The 17,825-nt window shown below is 62.4% G+C and carries 16 protein-coding genes; 1 reads left to right on the top strand and 15 read right to left on the bottom strand.

The features are described from left to right. Positions 1 to 73: 73 nt before the first annotated feature. From der to ndk, 9 genes are all read right to left on the bottom strand, one after another. Positions 74 to 1,420 (bottom strand): ribosome biogenesis GTPase Der, encoded by a 1,347-nt coding sequence (gene der / locus ACRHIG_RS11765; RefSeq protein ID WP_070221915.1) that lies wholly within the window; start codon positions 1,418 to 1,420, stop codon positions 74 to 76. Positions 1,421 to 1,424: 4 nt separating this feature from the next. Further along, positions 1,425 to 2,570: an outer membrane protein assembly factor BamB gene (gene bamB, locus ACRHIG_RS11760; protein ID WP_489630261.1), complete on the bottom strand. Its 1,146-nt coding sequence runs from the start codon at positions 2,568 to 2,570 to the stop codon at positions 1,425 to 1,427. 85 nt (positions 2,571 to 2,655) lie between these two features. Next, positions 2,656 to 3,324 (bottom strand): tetratricopeptide repeat protein, encoded by a 669-nt coding sequence (locus tag ACRHIG_RS11755; protein ID WP_326459252.1) that lies wholly within the window; start codon positions 3,322 to 3,324, stop codon positions 2,656 to 2,658. Positions 3,325 to 3,378: 54 nt separating this feature from the next. Beyond that, positions 3,379 to 4,740 (bottom strand): histidine--tRNA ligase, encoded by a 1,362-nt coding sequence (hisS, locus tag ACRHIG_RS11750; protein ID WP_489630260.1) that lies wholly within the window; start codon positions 4,738 to 4,740, stop codon positions 3,379 to 3,381. Positions 4,741 to 4,797: 57 nt separating this feature from the next. Further along, positions 4,798 to 6,060, bottom strand: a complete 1,263-nt coding sequence (gene ispG / locus ACRHIG_RS11745; RefSeq protein ID WP_070221911.1) for a flavodoxin-dependent (E)-4-hydroxy-3-methylbut-2-enyl-diphosphate synthase — start codon at positions 6,058 to 6,060, stop codon at positions 4,798 to 4,800. Between the two features lie 39 nt (positions 6,061 to 6,099). Further along, a complete protein-coding gene (locus ACRHIG_RS11740; protein ID WP_489630259.1) occupies positions 6,100 to 7,020 on the bottom strand; it encodes a helix-turn-helix domain-containing protein in 921 nt (306 codons plus the stop codon). A gap of 67 nt (positions 7,021 to 7,087) precedes the next feature. Continuing rightward, entirely contained in the window at positions 7,088 to 7,876 is a 789-nt protein-coding gene (gene pilW / locus ACRHIG_RS11735; RefSeq protein WP_489630258.1) for a type IV pilus biogenesis/stability protein PilW, read from the bottom strand. Between the two features lie 11 nt (positions 7,877 to 7,887). Beyond that, positions 7,888 to 9,063, bottom strand: a complete 1,176-nt coding sequence (gene rlmN / locus ACRHIG_RS11730) for a dual-specificity RNA methyltransferase RlmN (protein WP_034752035.1) — start codon at positions 9,061 to 9,063, stop codon at positions 7,888 to 7,890. Positions 9,064 to 9,188: 125 nt separating this feature from the next. Beyond that, positions 9,189 to 9,605 (bottom strand): nucleoside-diphosphate kinase, encoded by a 417-nt coding sequence (ndk, locus tag ACRHIG_RS11725; protein ID WP_070223377.1) that lies wholly within the window; start codon positions 9,603 to 9,605, stop codon positions 9,189 to 9,191. A 220-nt stretch (positions 9,606 to 9,825) separates the two neighbouring features. Here ndk and ACRHIG_RS11720 point away from each other — a divergent pair, with 220 nt between their 5' ends. Then, positions 9,826 to 10,512: a Bax inhibitor-1/YccA family protein gene (locus ACRHIG_RS11720; RefSeq protein WP_489630257.1), complete on the top strand. Its 687-nt coding sequence runs from the start codon at positions 9,826 to 9,828 to the stop codon at positions 10,510 to 10,512. A 61-nt stretch (positions 10,513 to 10,573) separates the two neighbouring features. Here ACRHIG_RS11720 and ACRHIG_RS11715 read toward each other — a convergent pair whose 3' ends face one another. From ACRHIG_RS11715 to rlmD, 6 genes are all read right to left on the bottom strand, one after another. Then, a complete protein-coding gene (locus tag ACRHIG_RS11715) occupies positions 10,574 to 11,419 on the bottom strand; it encodes a LysR family transcriptional regulator (protein WP_475415470.1) in 846 nt (281 codons plus the stop codon). 12 nt (positions 11,420 to 11,431) lie between these two features. Further along, positions 11,432 to 12,592, bottom strand: coding sequence for a cyclopropane fatty acyl phospholipid synthase (gene cfa, locus ACRHIG_RS11710; RefSeq protein WP_489630256.1), 1,161 nt, complete (start codon positions 12,590 to 12,592; stop codon positions 11,432 to 11,434). Between the two features lie 284 nt (positions 12,593 to 12,876). Continuing rightward, the gene (locus ACRHIG_RS11705) at positions 12,877 to 13,548 is read right to left on the bottom strand and encodes a cupin-like domain-containing protein (protein WP_489630255.1); all 672 of its coding nucleotides are present in this window, start codon (positions 13,546 to 13,548) and stop codon (positions 12,877 to 12,879) included. Then, complete coding sequence (locus tag ACRHIG_RS11700; RefSeq protein ID WP_489630254.1) at positions 13,545 to 13,916, bottom strand: hypothetical protein; 372 nt, start codon at positions 13,914 to 13,916, stop codon at positions 13,545 to 13,547. Before ACRHIG_RS11700 ends, ACRHIG_RS11705 begins: the two co-directional genes overlap by 4 nt. An 80-nt stretch (positions 13,917 to 13,996) precedes the next feature. Continuing rightward, complete coding sequence (locus ACRHIG_RS11695; protein ID WP_489630253.1) at positions 13,997 to 15,937, bottom strand: glycosyl hydrolase family 18 protein; 1,941 nt, start codon at positions 15,935 to 15,937, stop codon at positions 13,997 to 13,999. A gap of 396 nt (positions 15,938 to 16,333) precedes the next feature. Then, entirely contained in the window at positions 16,334 to 17,677 is a 1,344-nt protein-coding gene (gene rlmD, locus ACRHIG_RS11690) for a 23S rRNA (uracil(1939)-C(5))-methyltransferase RlmD (RefSeq protein WP_489630252.1), read from the bottom strand. Positions 17,678 to 17,825: the final 148 nt, after the last annotated feature.

Below are 17,825 nucleotides of genomic sequence, written 5' to 3'. Positions count from 1 at the left end.
TTTCCGTGCAAAAGCCATTGAATTGGCTATCGGCGCCGCATTATCTCCGCGGCGCCTTAATATGCACTTAATTTTACTTGCTCGGCGTGCGTGCGAACGGATTTTTACCCGTGCGCAATTCAATGCGCAGCGGCGTGCCGACCAGGGCAAACGTATCGCGGAAATGTTTTTCCAGATAACGCTTGTACGGATCGCCAACGGCGTCGAGCGCATTGCCGTGAATAACGATCACAGGCGGGTTCATGCCGCCCTGGTGGGCATAGCGCAGCTTCGGACGGATCGAGCCCTTGCGGCGCGGCTCCTGCTTCTCCACGGCCTCGATGAGGGCGCGCGTCAGCTTCGGCGTCGACAGGTCGCACATGGCGGCTGCATACGCGGCGTTGAGCGACTTCATCAATGGACCGATGTTGGTACCCTTCAGCGCCGAAATGAAATGCATCTGCGCGAACGACAGGAAATCGAGCTTGCGGTCGATATCGATCTTGATCTCGTCACGCTGGTGCGATTGCAAGCCATCCCATTTATTCACGGCCACGACCAGCGCGCGGCCCGATTCCAGGATAAAGCCGGCGATATGCGCGTCCTGCTCGGAAATGTCCTGCTGCGCGTCGAGCATCAGCACGACCACGTTGGCTTCGGAAATCGACTGCAGGGTTTTTACCACCGAGAATTTCTCGATCGCCTCAAACACCTTGCCGCGGCGGCGGATACCGGCCGTGTCGATCAGGGTGTATTGCTGGCCATCGCGCTCGAACGGGATCTCGATCGAGTCGCGCGTCGTGCCCGGCATGTCGAAGGCGATCACGCGCTCTTCGCCCAGCAGGGTGTTGATCAAGGTCGACTTGCCCACGTTCGGACGGCCGACGAGGGCGATCTTGATGCCGCGGTCGGTCTTTTCCAGCTCTTCAGGCTCATCCGGACGCTGCGCGAACGCCAGGTCCAGCATCACTTCGACGAGGTCGTTGACGCCGTCGCCGTGCGCCGACGAGATCGCATACGGATCGCCCATGCCCAATTCATAGAATTCGGACACGACGGCCGTGTAGCGCATGCCTTCGCTTTTGTTGACCACCAGCAAGACCGGGCGGCCGCTCTTGCGCAGGAAGTCGACGATGGTCTTGTCATGCGGGGTCAGGCCTTGACGGCCGTCCACGATGAACACCACCACGTCGGCCTCGGCCACGGCCTGCTTGGTCTGCAGTGCCATCTGGTGCATGATGCCTTCCTTGGCGACGGGTTCGAAACCACCCGTATCGATGACCAGGAAGGGACGTTCGCCGACACGGCCTTCGCCATAGTGACGATCGCGCGTCAACCCAGGCAAATCCGCCACCAGCGCATCGCGCGAGCGGGTCAGACGATTGAATAAAGTCGATTTCCCAACATTGGGTCGACCTACTAGTGCAATTACCGGCTTCATTGTATTACTCGACCGCGAGAGCGGTCACTGTCCCTGATTGGGTTTGAAAAATCAAATTCGAACCGGCAACAACGGGAGCCGAAACAATCGGGCTACCGTCGGTGCTGACACGACCTATTAATGCGCCATCTTCCCGTGACAGGAAGTGGATATAACCTTGATAGTCGCCGACGGCGACGCTGCGGCCGTAGGAGGCCGGCGTCGACAGACGGCGGCGCGCCAGCGCCTCATTCTTCCAGGCGCTCTGGCCGCCTTCGCGGCTGAACGCCACCACGGCGCCCTGGTCATCGGCAACAAACACGAAACGCTGGTCGACGGCCACGCCCACATCGGACGAGATCGGCTTGGTCCAGCGCGGCACGCCCGTGACGGCATCGAAGCAGCCCGCCTTGCCCTGGTAGGTGACGGCGCACACTTCGCCTTCGAACACCACCGGCGTGCCGGCGATGTCGGAGACGCGCTCCAGTTCGGTGGCGCCGCGCGGTTCGCTGACGACGATCTCCCAGCGTACCACACCGGTCGCCGCCGTCAGTGCCAGCAGCTTGCCGCCCGGCTGGGCCACGTAGATATTCGCGCCGCCCAGCACCATGCCCGGCGCATTGCGCAAGGTCAATGCCGGCGTGGCGCGCTGCACCGTCCACTTGCGTTCGCCCGTCTTGGCGTCGAAGCCGACGATGCGGTTGTCCACGCTGCGCACCACGACCACGCCCTGCCCCACGACGGGCGCCGTCAATACTTCGCTGGACGCCTGCGCCTTCCACAGCTGCTTGCCATCGGCGTCAAACGCCAGCACGGCGCCCTTGGCGGCGCCCACGGCCACGACCGCGCCATCGCTGCCGGCGCCGGAGGTGATGTCGCTGCCGGCCTTGACGCGCCACGTTTCACGGCCGCTGGCCGCATCCAGGCGCGCCAGCGCGCCATCGGCGCTGACCACGTACAGGCTGTTGCCAGCCAGCGCAGGCGTCAACGCGTACACGCCGGCCTTGCCGATCGAATATTTCCAGGCGTCGCGCACGGCAATGCTCGATTTTAACTCGACCAGCTTGGCCGGCTCGACTTTCGGATCTTTCGAGGCGAACGGGTTCCAGGACGAGCAACCGGCCATCAGGGCCAACAGACTTGCAGCTACCAGCTTTTCAGTGACACGCATAAGTGTTATCCAACCTTTTTCTTGTACTTGTAAGGGCAAGGCAGGCGGCGCACAACGCCGCGCGGCCGCGCCATCAGTGTTCCTGTCAGGCGGCGGCCTTGTCGGCCTTGGCCTTGTCTTCCGGCACCGTACCGCCGATCGCTTCCAGCTTGACCTGGATCAGTTGACGGCCTGGATTGTTCTTGTCCGTCGCGGCTATCGCGGCCAGGTAGGCCGTGCGGGCATCGGCCAGCTTGTTTTGCGCCACCAGGATGTCGCCCTTGCGGTCGGCCACGGCACCGGCAAATTGCGCCACGGTGGCCGTCGCCAGCACCTTCAACGCTTCATCGTAGGCTTTTTCGTCCAGCAGGACACCGGCCAGGCGCAGCTTGGCGATGGCCTTGTACTCTTCCGTGCCATGCTCGGCCACCCATTGCAGCTGGGTCTTCGCCGTTTTCAGGTCGTTCGCGTCGAACGCCACCTTGGCCGCGGCCAGGGCGCTCATCTGTGCATATGCCGTGCCGCTGAAACGCGACTGCATGTCGCCGGCCGCGCGCATCACCTTGGCCGTGTCCTTGGCGGCGATGGCGTTCTGCAGTTCGTCGTACAGCTGGCCCGCTTGCGCGGCCTGCGTGCGCTGGTAGTACTGCCAGCCTGCCCAGCCGCTGTAACCGGCCAGCGCCACGATCAGGACCCAGGAGGTCAGATTGCCATTGCGCTGCCACCAGGCCTTGAGGGTTGCCAGTTGTTCTTGTTCTTCGTGATCGTATGCCATGGGTCGTCAGTTTGAATGAGTAGTTGATCGAGGGTAGTACGGTCTTGCTGCAAATTAATGGTGGTGATGCACGTGGCCGCCAGGACCGTGATCGTGGCCGCAATCGTGGTCGCCGATGATCTGGTCCACCACGTAATCGACGACATCGTCGAACGGCACCGTGCTCTGCTGCGCGCCCCCATTGGCTTCGCGCATGGCTTTCACCGTCGCGACATTGTTGGCGATTTCATCGTCGCCCAGGATCACGGCAAACGCCGCGCCGCTGGCATCGGCCTTTTTCATTTGCGTCTTGAAGCTGCCGCCGCCGTTGCTCGCTGCGCAATGTAGCACAACGTCCAGGCCCGCATCGCGAATCCGCTCGGCCAGCACGAAGGCTTGCAAGCCTGCCTGCTCGCCCTGGTGCACCAGGTAGACGTCGCACTGGGCCGGGGCTTCCGGCTCGGCCGCATCCTTCATCAGCAGCACCAGGCGTTCGACGCCCATGCCGAAACCGACGGCGGGCGTCGATTTGCCGCCGAACATTTCCACCATGCCATCATAGCGGCCGCCGGCGCAGACCGTGCCTTGCGCGCCCAGCTTGTCGCTGACCCACTCGAACACCGTGCGGTTGTAGTAATCGAGGCCGCGCACCAGGCGTGGGTTGATGGTGAACGGAATATTGTTGTGATTCAAGATCTTCTGCACACCGTGGAAGTGGGCCAGCGATTCTTCGCCCAGGTAGTCCAGCAGCTTCGGCGCACCATTGACCAGGTCCTGCATGGCAGGGTTCTTGGTATCGAGGATGCGCAGCGGATTGCTGTGCAGGCGGCGCTTGGCTTCTTCGTCGAGCAGCTCGCTGTGGCTTTCCAGGTAGGCGATCAGGTCGGCGCGGTGGCGCAGGCGCTCGGCCGCATCGCCGATCGAGTTCAGTTCCAGGCGGATGCCTTCCAGGCCTAGGTCGTCCCACAGGCGGCGCGACAGCATGATGATCTCGGCGTCGATATCCGGGCCCGTGAAACCGATGGCTTCCACGCCGAACTGGTGGAACTGGCGGTAGCGGCCCTTCTGCGGGCGCTCATGGCGGAACATCTGGCCCTTGTACCACAGGCGTTTCGGGCCTTCGTAGACCAGGTTGTGCTCGACCACGGCGCGCACCACGCCGGCCGTGCCTTCAGGACGCAGGGTCAGGTTGTCGCCGTTCATCGAATCGGTGAACGAATACATTTCCTTTTCCACGATATCGGTCACGGCGCCGATGGCGCGCGCGAACAATTTCGTTTCTTCCACGATCGGCGTGCGGATCTGCTGGAAGCCGTAGCTTTGCAGCACGGATTGGGCCGTATTTTCAAACAATTCCCACAGCGGGGCGTCGGCGGGCAGGATATCGTTCATGCCTTTGACGGCGGTGATCTTATCGAGTTTTTTATTTTCGGACATAGTGTTCTTCTTTGCTTTAACTTGATTGTCGGATTACGCGCGTAGCGCTAATCCGACCTACGCTGCTGCGCCGTAATGGCTTTTAACATAATTGAGGACGATGTCCTGGAATTCCTCGACGATGCGTTCGCCGCGCAGGGTGACGACTTTTTCGCCGTCGACAAACACGGGGGCGGCTGGCGACTCGCCCGTGCCGGGCAGGCTGATGCCGATGTTCGCATGCTTCGATTCGCCGGGACCGTTGACGATGCAACCCATGACGGCCACGTTCATCGCTTCCACGCCCGGATACGATTTCTTCCATTCCGGCATCTGCTCGCGCAGATACGTCTGGATGTTGTCGGCCAGTTCCTGGAAGGTGGTCGACGTCGTGCGCCCGCAACCCGGACAGGCGATCACCATGGGCGCGAACTTGCGCAAGCCCATGGTTTGCAAAATTTCCTGGCCGACGATGACTTCACGCGTGCGGTCGCCGCCCGGTTCCGGCGTGAGCGAGATGCGGATGGTGTCGCCGATGCCTTCCTGCAGCAGGACGGCCAGCGCCGCCGTCGAGGCGACGATGCCCTTGCTGCCCATGCCCGCTTCCGTCAGGCCCAGGTGCAGCGGATAGTCGCAGCGCTGCGCCAGCTCGCGGTACACGGCGATCAGGTCCTGCACACCAGAGACTTTACAGGACAGGATGATCTTGTCGCGGCCCAGGCCCAGCTCTTCGGCGCGCACGGCGTTTTCAATCGCCGACGTCACCAGCGCCTCGTACATGACGGCTTGCGCCGGCCATGGCTCGGCGCGGCCCGCGTTTTCATCCATGATGCGCGCCAGCAAAGCCTGGTCCAGGCTGCCCCAGTTCACGCCGATGCGCACCGGCTTGTCATACTTGCACGCCGCCTCGATCATCTGCGCAAATTGCGTGTCGCGCTTGGCGCCCTTGCCCACGTTGCCCGGATTGATGCGGTACTTCGACAGCGCGCGCGCGCAATCGGGGTAATCGTTGAGCAGGGTATGGCCGTTATAGTGGAAATCGCCCACCAGCGGCACGTCGATGTCCATCTTGTCGAGCTGCTCGCGGATGTAGGGCACGGCCGCGGCCGCTTCCGGACGGTCCACCGTCAGGCGCACCAGCTCCGACCCGGCACGCGCCAGTTCCTTGATCTGGATCGCCGTGCCGATGGCGTCGGCCGTGTCCGTGTTCGTCATCGACTGCACCACCACGGGGGCGTCGCCGCCCACCCAGATCTGGCGCTGGCCGTGCGCGATCAGCACCTTGCGGCTGTCGCGGCGGCCGGAAGGGCCGGAGCCGATCGCTGTTTTCGAGGTAGCCATAAATATTATCTTCTGAGTTTGCTTGAACGATTACTGCAATTATTTGATGCTGACACGGGAAATCGTGCCACCGGCAACGGTCGGCAGCTCCAGCTTGGCGCCGCGCAAGGTTGCCTGCACAACACCCGGCTTGCCCACCACCAGGGTGGCCGGACCCGTGATATCGAACGTTTCCGTGCTGCCCGCCTTGACCATGCGCGAAATCAGCGGCGAACTGCCAGGGCGGCGAATTTCCACCCAGGAATCCTGCTCCACCTTCAGCACCAGCGCATTCGCGCCCACGGCAGGGACCGCGGCGGCAGCGGGCGGCGCGACGGCGGCCGTTGCTGTCACCGGGGCAGGCACGGCGGCTGGCGGCACGGCGGCGGCCGGCGCCGAAGCGACGGCGGAGGCAGGCGCGCCCGTCTGCGTATCGTTGCCCGGCGGCGGCACGGAAATCAGGGGGACGGACGGCGACTGCACGGGCGTCAAATCCTGGCCCGGCTTGATCAGGGTCGTTTCCACAGGGCCCACTTCCGCATGCGCGGTTTCCTTCCCGGCCTGCGAGGACAGCAGGCTGGCCGGCACATAGCCGAGTTTATAGGCGCCAAAGGCGGCCGCCACGACGACGGCCACGGCGCCGGCGATCCAGATTGGCGTCTGGTTCGACGAACGCTGCGTCATCGACGGGAAGCGCGATTCCGAGAACGTGGCGGAAATCTCGCGCCGCACGGGCGCGGCCGGGTCTTGCGCCGGCGCCGGGTGGACTTCGATCATGGCCACCAGCGGCGCCGCGTCGAGACGCACCACCTTGGCGTAGGCGCGCACGAAACCGCGCACCACGGCCACGTTCGGCAAGGCCGCCATGTCGCCCTCTTCCAGCGCGATCACCTGGCGCGGCGCCAGCTTGAGCTGGTCGGCCACCTGTTCCACGGGCCAGCCCAGCGCTTCGCGCTGCGCCTTCAACTGTGCGCCTGCCAACGCAAGATTGCCCTGGGGCTGCTGCTGAGGCGTTTCTGCCCACTCTGAATTCATTGGTATCCCTGTCTCACTCATCAAACGCCCCATTTTGATAAGCAGCATATTCGGGGGAGCCGGAATGGTGGTTGCGCAAATGCGCCCCCAGGCCAGCTTCCGCACCCGCATCCCCGAGCTTATGCTGCACCTTGATCCCGAGCCACAGCACATCGGCCGTCTGGCTCTCCATTGTTGCTATCTTACCGAGCCGCTGCAAATAATATGCCGCCTGCCGGTAGTCTTGCTGTTGGTAATACACGCGCACCAGGCCGGCGTTCGTCGCTGCCACGTCCGGTGCGATGCGTGCGGCGCGCAGCAAATACGCGCCCGCACGCGGGTAATCGTTCAGGGCCAGGCTGCAAGCGCCCCCATTGTTGAGCGCTTTTTCCGGCGACACATACGCGGAGTCTGCCAATGCCGCATCGAAATACGCCAGCGATTGCGCGGCGCGTCCCGTCTGGCACAAAAACAGGCCGTAATTATTGCTCAACTCAGGATTGTGGGGCGCAAGGCGCAAAGCGTAAAGGAAATCTTTCTCGGCAGACGCAGTTTGCCGCTGGGCCGCCAGGATCAGGGCGCGCACGCCATAGGCTTGCGCATCGTCCGGCGCCAGCTGCACGGCTTGCTGCGCTTCCGCCAGGGCCACGTCGAGCTGGCCTTGCGCATAGTACGCGCTGGCCAGCTGCAGGCGCAACGCGGCACGCTCCGGCACACCCGCCTGGACGTCCCTGGCGACAGGGTCCGGCACGGAAGAGGCACAGCCGACCAGCAGCACGGCCAGGCAAACAGCGGCCACAGCAAGCGAGCGTTGGTAAGCCATGCCTTCCCTCATCAGGAGCGGATCTCCACGATCTTGCCGAAATTGGCGCCAAATTTCTGCTGATATTCAGTCATCTTTTCCATGCGTTCCTGCACCCGCGTGCGGTCCTTGACCTCGCCGGCCAGCTGACCGCAGGCCGCATCGATATCGTCGCCGCGCGTCTTGCGCACGGTGGTGATGATGCCGCCATCCATGAGCACCTGGGCAAAGGCCTTGATGCGCGGGTTTTTCGAGCGGAACAGGCCCGACTCGGGAAACGGGTTGAACGGGATCAGGTTGAACTTGCAGTTCACGCCGAACTCGCGGTCTTGCACCAGCGCCAGCAGTTCGCGCGCGTGCTCGTCGCTGTCGTTGACGCCGTCGAGCATGCAGTATTCGAAGGTGATGAAATCGCGCGGGGCGAATTCCAGGTAGCGCTTGCAGGCCGCCATCAATTCCTTCAGCGGGTATTTCTTGTTCAGTGGAATCAAACCGTCGCGCAAGGCGTCGTTCGAGGCGTGCAGCGAGACGGCCAGGGCCACCGGCACTTCCTGCGACAGCTTGTCCATCATCGGCACGACGCCCGAGGTCGACAGGGTCACGCGGCGGCGCGACAGGCCGTAGGCGTTGTCGTCAAGCATCAATTTCAGGGCCGTGACGGTCGGTTCAAAGTTCAGCAGGGGCTCGCCCATGCCCATCATCACCACGTTGGTGATCTGGCGCTCGCCTTTCGGGCCCGGTTCGATGCCCTTGGTGCGGCGCAATTCGAATTCCGCCATCCACAGCTGGCCGATGATTTCGCCCACGCTCAGGTTGCGGTTGAAGCCTTGCTTGCCCGTCGAGCAGAAACGGCAGTTCACGGCGCAGCCGGCCTGGGTCGAGATGCACAGGGTGCCGCGGTTTTCTTCCGGAATGAACACGGTTTCCACGGCATTGCCATTGCCGACGTCAACCAGCCATTTGCGCGTGCCGTCCGTCGACGTATGGTCGCTGATGATGGCCGGGGCGCGCACTTCGGCGCGCGTGGCCAGCTTGTCGCGCAGCGACTTGGCCAGATCCGTCATGGCGTCGAAATCGGAAGCGCCGAACTGGTGTATCCAACGTTGCAATTGTTTCGCACGAAACGGTTTCTCTCCCAACTCGGCGCAGTAGGCGATGAGTTGCGCGGGATCGAGGTCCAGCAAGTTGGTGAGGGTCGTCGTATTCATGATCATGTCTATTCTAAAAATCCGTCCCCGCGCGCATCCGGAGCGAAAACTCCACAGCGCAGCGGGAACAGGGGGTGATAAGTTATTTCACAGATAACGCCAGGAAATAACGTTATCTAAGGCAATTAAGCCTTCAGTTCTGGGAAGAAGTAAGCGATTTCCACTTTAGCAGCTTCGACAGCGTCGGAACCGTGTACGGCGTTGGCGTCGATCGAATCGGCGAAATCGGCGCGGATCGTGCCTTTTTCTGCTTTCTTCGGATCGGTCGCGCCCATCAGGTCACGGTGGGCCAGAACGGCGTTTTCGCCTTCCAGGGCCTGGATCATGACTGGACCGGAAACCATGAAGTCGACCAGATCCTTGAAGAAGCCGCGCTCTTTGTGCGCTGCGTAGAAACCTTCAGCTTGTTCGCGCGACAGTTGGGTCATGCGTGCTGCAACGATTTTCAGGCCAGCGTTTTCAAAACGGGTGTAGATTTGACCGATTACGTTTTTTGCAACTGCGTCTGGTTTGATGATCGACAGGGTGCGTTCGATTGCCATGTGTGAAAACTCCAATAAAAAGAAAGGTTTAAAACGGTAAATTGATAACTCAATCAACCTTTGATTTTACCATACTCCACCCCATATCACCCAGACAGGCAGGGGGCCCCTTCCCTGCCACTTGAGTTTAATGAAATCTTAAGCTGCTTTTTTGGCAAATTCCGCCCCTCATGCTATCCTTGGGTAAAGCAGTAATTTGAATTGACAACACGGAGGCACTATGAATCAGAACATGCAACGCACCTTTGACCTGTCGGGGGGCATGCAGCAAGTCCGCCACCAGGTCTTGCGCAACACTTACTGGCTGCTGGCACTGTCCATGATACCGACCGTGCTGGGCGCCTTCATCGGCGTGCAGATGCACCTGCCGATGCTCACCGGCGGCATGGGCTTCATCATCTTCATGGCCGTCGCATTCGGCTTCATGTACGCGATCGAGAAAACCAAGAACTCGGGCCTGGGCGTCGCCGTCCTGCTGGGCTTTACCTTCTTCATGGGCCTGATGCTCACGCCTATCCTGACGCGCACGCTCGGCTACTCGAACGGCGGCATGCTGATCATGACGGCATTCGGCGGCACGGCCACCATCCTGGCCGTGATGGCGACGGTCGCCACGGTGTCGAAGCGCGACTTCTCGGCCATGGGCAAATGGCTGTTCGCCGGCGTGATCGTGCTGATCCTGGCATCGGTGGCGAACATCTTCCTGGGCCTGTCGGCACTGTCGATCGTGATCTCCATGGTCGCCATCGCCATCTTCTCAGCCTACATCCTGTATGACGTGCAGCAAATCATCAACGGCGGCGAGACCAACTACATCTCGGCCACCCTGCGCATCTACCTGGACGTGTACAACATCTTCACCAGCCTGTTGTCACTTTTAGGTTTCGCCGGCGGCAGCCGCGACTAAGCGCTGCGATTGAAACAGCAAAAAGCCGACCCGCGGGTCGGCTTTTTTACGTCTGTTTAAATTACGTGATCTTCTCCGCCACCTCGAGCAGGCAGGCGCGGGCGCGGTCCAAAGTCGGGTTGTCGCGCTGGGCCGCATACACGGCGTAGGCGGAATGCGAGAATTCGGGCGCGTCGCGCACGCGGTACAGCAAGCCCCCGTCCAGATAAGGTTGCGCGCTGCCGATGCGAAAGTAGCTGGCGCCGCCCACTTCCAGCAGGTAGACCAGCGCCAGCGGGCCCAGCGAAATCGACACGGGCGGACTGCTCAGCTCCGGATACGCCGCCTGGTGGTTCGCCGCGAAGCTGGGACCCCAGTCCACGTAGACATACGCGTCGGCGAGCATCTGCCCGTCCGCGCGCGTGGTCACCATCACCAGCTTTTCCTCGGCCAGCAGTTCGCTGACGAGGCCCGGTCGCTGCGGCGGGTTATACAGCACGGCCAGGTCGAGCGAGCCGTCGTGCACGGCGTCGAGCAGGCGCGCGGGGCTGTCGACTTCCGCGCGCAAGGCGATCTCGGGGCAGTCGCGGCTCATGCGTATCAGCCAGTCCCCGAGCAGCGGCTGCCACAAGCTCAGTTCGCAGCCGATGCTGACGGCATCATCGCGCCCCGGCGGCAAGGCCACCTGGTGGCGCGCCCGTTCCCACACCTGCACCATGGTGGCCGCATGGCGCATGAAACGTTCGCCGGCCGGCGTCAGGCGCGCGCCCGCCTTGTTGCGCACGAACAGCTGACGCCCCAGCTGCTGCTCCAGGGTGCGGATGCGGGCGCTGACGGCCGTCTGCGTCACGTGCATGCGCTCGGCCGCCATGATGAAGCTGCCGCAGGACGCCACTTCGAGGAAGGTACGCGCTTGATTGATATCCATCAAGCCATGATATCAGCTGACGCGATCATAGCCACCGAGCACGCCCTGCTTCGACAAGACCCATTGCCACAGCTGCAGGTCGCGCGCGCGGAAGGCGCCCGCGCAGGACAGCAAATAATATGACCACATGCGGTGGAAGCGCTCGCCCAGCTGGGCGGCAAACTGCGGCCAGGCCTGCTCAAAGTTTTCATGCCAGGCCATCAGGGTCTTGTCGTAGTCGGCGCCGAAGTTGTGCAAGTCCTCGGCGACGAACAGATCGTCGATGGCGTCGCCGATCTGGCCGATGGAGGGCAAGTCGCCATTCGGGAAGATGTATTTGTCGATCCACGGATCGCACGCGGAATCACGCTTGTTCTTGCCGATCGTGTGCAGCAGGAACAGGCCGTCGTCTTCCAGGCAGCGGTGCGCCACTTGCATGAAGGTGCGGTGATTCTTGTGTCCCACGTGCTCGAACATGCCGATGCTGACGATGCGGTCGAATTTTTCATCCGTGTCGCGGTAATCCTGCAGGCGGAAGTCCAGGCTTTCGCCGCCCGGCATGCCGCGCGCATACGCGACCTGCTCTTGTGAAATCGTCACGCCCACGCACTGCACCCCGTATTTTTCCGCCGCATAGCGCATGAAACTGCCCCAGCCGCAGCCGATGTCGAGCACACGCATGCCCGGCTCCAGGCGCAGCTTGCGGCAGATCAGATCGAGCTTGGCGTCCTGCGCCTCGGCCAGGTTGCCGGCGTCCTTCCAGTAACCGCACGTATAGGTCATGCGCGGGTCGAGCATGGCCGCATAGAAGGCGTTGCCCAAATCGTAGTGCTCCTTGCCCACCATCCACGCGCGGCGCTCCGTCTGCAGGTTGAACAGGCGCGCGTACAGGGCGTGGAAGGCCAGGCGCATGGGACGCACGTCGTCGGCCACCCTGGCGCGCAGCAGATGGCAAAAGAATTCATCGAGCCGCTGCGCATCCCAGTCGCCATCCATGTAGGCTTCACCGAGGCCCAGGTTGCCGCTGGCGAAAGCCCGCTCGGGCACGCCCGGTTTGCGCAGCTGCATGTCCCAGGCGGCGCGGCCATTCAGGTGGATGTCGGCCCTGGCCAGCAATTCGGCCGCTTCGCGGGTGAGGCGCGTGTCGAGCTGAAGTTCATTACTACCTGCTGGTGCTTGCTGTAACTGTGTCATTTGCTGCGTGTTCATGCCCTGCCGCCTCCAGATGGTTGTCGGTGCCGGCGCGCACCGGCAAGCCCGCTCAGAGGCCCGGCGCCGCGCCAGCCATCAAATTATCCGCCCGCCATGACCATCTGGATAATGAAACATCATGGCTATTCATATCAAAATAATTGCTTCAAAATGATTTCAATAAATTATTTTATGGAAATATCTTATACAAGAAGCGTACCGTAGCATGAAAAAAGCCGCCTGTTCGGCGGCTGTTCCCTACGCGTTCGCGGCAATCCGCATGCCAATCAAAAGTCGTGATTCGGCGGATACTTGCTGTAAAAATCGTTATCCCATTTGAAGTTGGTGAAGGCCACCGTCATCGACACGTCGAGCGCTTCGACGAAATGCCAGCAGCCTACGGGCAGGAACAGGATTTCGCCGGGCGCCAGCACGCATTCGCGCACCTGCACGTCGGCCATCAGCGGGTAGCGCCGCACGTCGATGTCGCGCCCGTCGACGGGCGTAAAACAGTGGCGCTGGTTGTACACGCGCGCCACTTCGCAGGCGGCCATGATGCGCAGGCGCTTGCGCCCTTTGACTTGCGCCATGAAATTGTTCGTCAGGTCGTGGTGGAACGGCGTCACCGTGCCGGCCGGGCCGAACCACAGGAAGCCCGTGGGGCCGCCACTCTGCTCCAGGTACTCGGGCAGCTGGCCGATATCGTCCCACAGCTCGCGCAAGGCTTGGCGGTTCTGCGAATTGTTATTTGCCGTCATATAGAAATCGTTGGTCGCGCCGCTGCCCTCGACCAGGCTCGCGTACTCGCCGAAGGCCATCTTGCGCTTGTGCGCCACGCTGTTCATTTCGTACTGGGCATCCGCTTCGCGGCCGAACTGCACTTCCACTTCGCGCTGGCCGAAATGTTCGCGGAAATAGGCCGGGCTCCACTTGGCCATGGCGGGCCAGCCGTCCATCATGCCCGTGATGATGACGGGCTGGTTGGTGGAATAAAATTCGTCGAGGAATTCCTGCGCGGACAGCTTGTCGCGGCGGGGAATCTCGGGGGGCGCAGCTGGTTCAGCTTGCGCTGGATGTCGATCACCCAGTCGCGCTTGGCCAGGCGGTTCGACAGGCGCACGGCGCCGGCCAGGTAGGGACTCTGCAACGCCAGCTCCACTTCGCGGCGCGCCAGCGGCTCCGCGATGCCGGCCTGCTGCAGCACCGGCATCAGCGCCGACGGATGGCTGCCCAGCATGAGATTTTCCGCGATCCAGCTGCGCCACTCGCGGCTCAGCTCCTGTTCCTGCTCCTGCTGCTTGACTCCGAATGCCGATACCGCCGCCATCGCCCGTCTCCTCTTTTTTATGTGAACAAGCGGCCGGGCAGCAATGCCGCCCGGCCGCATCCTCCTACGCTAGCACACGGTTAGCGTACCTTCCACACCTCGGTCGCCAGCACGCCATTCGCGTCGCCATCGAGTTCCCACGAGAACGCGCCGCGCAAGCCCTGGTCCTTGACGTATTTCACCTTGGTGCCGATGACGGTCGGGTCGTCATAGCTCCACCACTGGCCGCCCGCGCCCGTGTACAGGTACAACTGCTTGGTCACGGGATGGTAGTAGCGCGTGCCGGCCTTGGCGACGAGGATTTTATAGTCCTCGATGCCCGACTCGTAGGTGCCCGGCGCCGTGCCCGTGGCAGCCTGGTACAGGCCATCGCCGTTCGGCCCCGGCGCCACGCCCGTCCAGCCGCGGCCATAGAACGGTATGCCCAGCAGCAGCTTGTCGCGCGGCACGCCGGCGGCAATCATGTACTGCACCGCCTTGTCGCCCACGTATTCGCGCGCCATGCCCGTCGACGGATCGGCAGGGTCGGCATACAGCTGGGCATTGAAGTTGGTGCTGTTTTCCCAGCCGCCGTGGAAGTCGTACGTCATCAGGTTGATCCAGTCCATGTACTGCGAGTACAGGGCCGGTTCCGTGTTGTCGATCTTGTCCTTGCCGGCACCGACGGCGGCCGTCAGCAGGTAGCGCTTGCCGTTCGCGGCGCCGAGCGCATCGAGCTGGCTGCGGAATTCCGCCATCAGCAAGGTGAAGTTGCGCTTGTCGTTGGGGCTGACCGTGTTGTACGGCTGGCCGCCGCCGACCGGATATTCCCAGTCGATATCGATGCCGTCAAAGATGTTGGCCGCCGCACCCGCGCCGCCGCGCCCGCCCTGCACCGGCAGGTTGCCCTTGATGTAGATGTCGATACACGAGCGCACCATCTGCTTGCGCAGCGCATCGGTGGCCGAACCGACGGAGAAGTTCTTCGACCAGCTCCAGCCGCCCAGCGAGATGAACAACTTGAGGTTCGGGTGCGCCGCCTTCAGCTTTCTCAGCTGCAGGAAGTTGCCCGACAGGGGAGCGTCCCACGGAATGGCCTGACCATCGACGGTGCGCTTCGGCGTGCGGATGTAGTCGGCCTCGGCATCGCCGCCCGTGCCCGCATCCGGCGAATTCGGATTCGTCGCGCCCGGCTCCGTCTTGGTGATCATGGCGCATTCATAGCCGCCGTTTTTCGGATAGATATTGCCGAAAGCGTAGTTGATGAAGGTCAGCTTGTCGGCCACGCCGCTCGTATGCACGTTCGCCACTTCATAGTCGCGGCCATACACGCCCCACTGCGCGAAATAGGAACCGACTTCGCGGCCCGTTGGCGTTGGCGTTGGCGTCGGGGTAGGTGTCGGCGTCGGCGTCGGCGTCGGGGTAGGTGTCGGCGTTGGCGTCGGAGTCGGTGTCGGCGTCGGGGTTGGAGTCGGCGTCGGCGTGGTGCTGCAGATCTCCAGGCTGGTCCATGGCTTGCCCGTGCCGGCCGCGCCGCTGCTGGTCGACGGGTTGTCGCCTTGCGTCCAGTAGTTGGCGCGGTAATTCGTGCCCGCGTAGCTGACGGTGGCGCCCGCACTGTAAGCCGTGCCGGCCACCCATGCCAATGCGCAGGTGCCGCCGGTTGGCGTCGGCGTCGGCGTCGGGGTGGGTGTCGGGGTTGGATTCGGCGTCGGCGTCGGCGTCGGCGTCGGCGTCGGGGTTGGTGTGGGAGTCGGCGTCGGCGTGGTGCCGCCGTCGCAAGTGCCGCCCGCGCTCCACAGGCTAGGCGTGGAAACAGGGTTCCAGCCCGAGCCCACGTGGTCGGTCTGCGTCACCAGGGCCGTGTAGTTGGCGCCCAGGTAGGTGACCACCGTGCCGGCGTTGTACGTGCCGCCCTCCTGCCATGGCACGCAGGCGACCACCGTGCTGGCCGCCAGCAATTGCGAGCCGCCAGGCGCGCTGGCGTCGCCGCCACCGCCGCATGCCGCCAGCACGCCGCCGCTGGCCAGACATACCATCATGTTCCTGATTGTTTTTTTGAGTATTAAATTTTCCACGTTGTCTCCTGTTCAGGTTTACGTAAATACCACTCTGCTTCGTAAATAACTACCCTGTGATTTTGTTTTTTTGCAGTTGCAAGAACAGCATGCTGCTGAAAAAATAGGCGGTCAAGTGGTTTTGAAGTGGCCTCAAAGTGGGCAATACCACTTCGCGCAGAAAACGTCATGACAGAGACAGACGGCGTGTTGTCCTACTGGACAATCAAAAAAACGGCAGAGGAAGGAGGAAAAAGACGCCGGATCGGGAAAAGACAGACCAGTTTTATAACACGCTGTAAGTGGTATGGGGCTAGCTTGCTGCGCCGCTGAACGCGGCAGCGGCGGGTGCCTGCCTGGCCACCCGCCGCGCTGCACTACTTATTGAGGCAAATCAAAGACCGCCATCGATTCGACGTGCGAAGTATGCGGGAACATGTTCACCACGCCCGCCTTGCTCAGCACATAGCCCGCTTCCAGCGCCAGGATGCCGGCGTCGCGCGCCAGCGTGGACGGGCTGCACGACACGTACACGATGCGCTTGGGCAGCAGGTCCGGACGCGCTTGCGACAGGCCGACCAGCGCCTGGCACAGGGCCATGGCGCCATCGCGGGGCGGGTCGACGAGGATGCGATCAAAACGGCCCAAGGCGATCAGATCGTCCGTCGTCACTTCGAACAGGTTGCGCGTCGAGAACGAGGTTTTTTCCGCCAGGCCATTGGCCAGCGCGTTTTCCAGCGCCCGCTCCGTCAGGGTGGTGCTGCCTTCGATACCCACCACTGCGCTGCCTTGCGTGGCCAGCGGCAAGGTGAAATTGCCCAGGCCGCAGAACAGGTCGGCCACGCGGTCCGTCGGCTGCACTTCCAGCAGGCGCAGGGCCTTCGACACCAGCACGCGGTTGATGTGGTGGTTCACCTGCGTAAAATCGACGGGCTTGAACGGCATCTTGACGCCGAATTCCGGCAGCAGGTAGTGCAGTTGCTTGTCCAGCGGATAGAACGGCACGGCCGTTTCCGGGCCTTTCACCTGCAGCCACCATTGCACGCCGTATTCGTCGGCAAAGGCCTTCAATTTCGTTTCATCGTCCGCCGTCAACGGCGCCATGATGCGCAAGACCATGGCCGTGACGTCTTCGCCCACGGCCAGCTCGATCTGCGGCATCTGGTCGAAGATGGACAGCGATGCGATCAGCGCGCGCAGCGGCAGCAGCATCGCGGAGATATGCGGCGGCAAGATTTCACAGCTATCCATGTCGGCGACAAACGCCGATTTCTTTTCATGGAAGCCTACCAGCACGGCATCCTTCTTCTTGACGTGGCGCACGGACAGGCGCGCGCGGTAGCGGTAGCCCCACGTCGGGCCATACATGGGGCGCATGATGCTTTGCGGACGCACCTTGCCGATATGCCACAGATTGTCTTCCAGCACGCGCTGCTTGATCGCCACCTGCGCCGACGGCTCCAGATGCTGCATCGAGCAGCCGCCGCAGTTGTCGAAATGCTTGCATTTGGGCGTCACGCGCATCGATGACTCGCGGTGCAGCGCCGTCATGCGGGCCATTTCCCAGTTTTTCTTCTTCTTGAACGTCACAAAGCTGACGCGCTCGCCCGGCAGCGCGCCTTCGACAAACACGACCTTGCCCGGCGAGCCGTCTTCGTTCTCGATATGGCCAACGCCACGGGCATCCATGTCGAGCGATTTGATTTCGATGATATTTTCTTGCATAGCGATCAATAGGTAAGAGTGGGCCAGGACGCAGGGCCGCGCTGGAACTTGAAAGAATGGGGGAAAGTCAGGCGCCGCGAGCGGGGCGTATGATAGCAGATGCCGACTAGCTTAAGTCCGCAGCACAGTTGCGCCGATTTAGCGTGCC

The organism is Janthinobacterium sp. C22 (genome assembly GCF_057919405.1).
The sequence above is the reverse complement of the archived record's forward strand: the minus strand, read 5'-3'. Positions and strand labels throughout refer to the sequence as shown.

Coding starts and splice junctions, on each gene's coding strand:
- der (WP_070221915.1), bottom strand. CDS start 1,420: ATGAAGCCGGTAATTGCACTAGTAGGTCGACCCAATGTTGGGAAATCG.
- bamB (WP_489630261.1), bottom strand. CDS start 2,570: ATGCGTGTCACTGAAAAGCTGGTAGCTGCAAGTCTGTTGGCCCTGATG.
- ACRHIG_RS11755 (WP_326459252.1), bottom strand. CDS start 3,324: ATGGCATACGATCACGAAGAACAAGAACAACTGGCAACCCTCAAGGCC.
- hisS (WP_489630260.1), bottom strand. CDS start 4,740: ATGTCCGAAAATAAAAAACTCGATAAGATCACCGCCGTCAAAGGCATG.
- ispG (WP_070221911.1), bottom strand. CDS start 6,060: ATGGCTACCTCGAAAACAGCGATCGGCTCCGGCCCTTCCGGCCGCCGC.
- pilW (WP_489630258.1), bottom strand. CDS start 7,876: ATGGCTTACCAACGCTCGCTTGCTGTGGCCGCTGTTTGCCTGGCCGTG.
- rlmN (WP_034752035.1), bottom strand. CDS start 9,063: ATGAATACGACGACCCTCACCAACTTGCTGGACCTCGATCCCGCGCAA.
- ndk (WP_070223377.1), bottom strand. CDS start 9,605: ATGGCAATCGAACGCACCCTGTCGATCATCAAACCAGACGCAGTTGCA.
- ACRHIG_RS11720 (WP_489630257.1), top strand. CDS start 9,826: ATGAATCAGAACATGCAACGCACCTTTGACCTGTCGGGGGGCATGCAG.
- ACRHIG_RS11715 (WP_475415470.1), bottom strand. CDS start 11,419: ATGGATATCAATCAAGCGCGTACCTTCCTCGAAGTGGCGTCCTGCGGC.
- cfa (WP_489630256.1), bottom strand. CDS start 12,592: ATGACACAGTTACAGCAAGCACCAGCAGGTAGTAATGAACTTCAGCTC.
- ACRHIG_RS11705 (WP_489630255.1), bottom strand. CDS start 13,548: ATGATGGACGGCTGGCCCGCCATGGCCAAGTGGAGCCCGGCCTATTTC.
- ACRHIG_RS11700 (WP_489630254.1), bottom strand. CDS start 13,916: ATGGCGGCGGTATCGGCATTCGGAGTCAAGCAGCAGGAGCAGGAACAG.
- ACRHIG_RS11695 (WP_489630253.1), bottom strand. CDS start 15,937: ATGATGGTATGTCTGGCCAGCGGCGGCGTGCTGGCGGCATGCGGCGGT.
- rlmD (WP_489630252.1), bottom strand. CDS start 17,677: ATGCAAGAAAATATCATCGAAATCAAATCGCTCGACATGGATGCCCGT.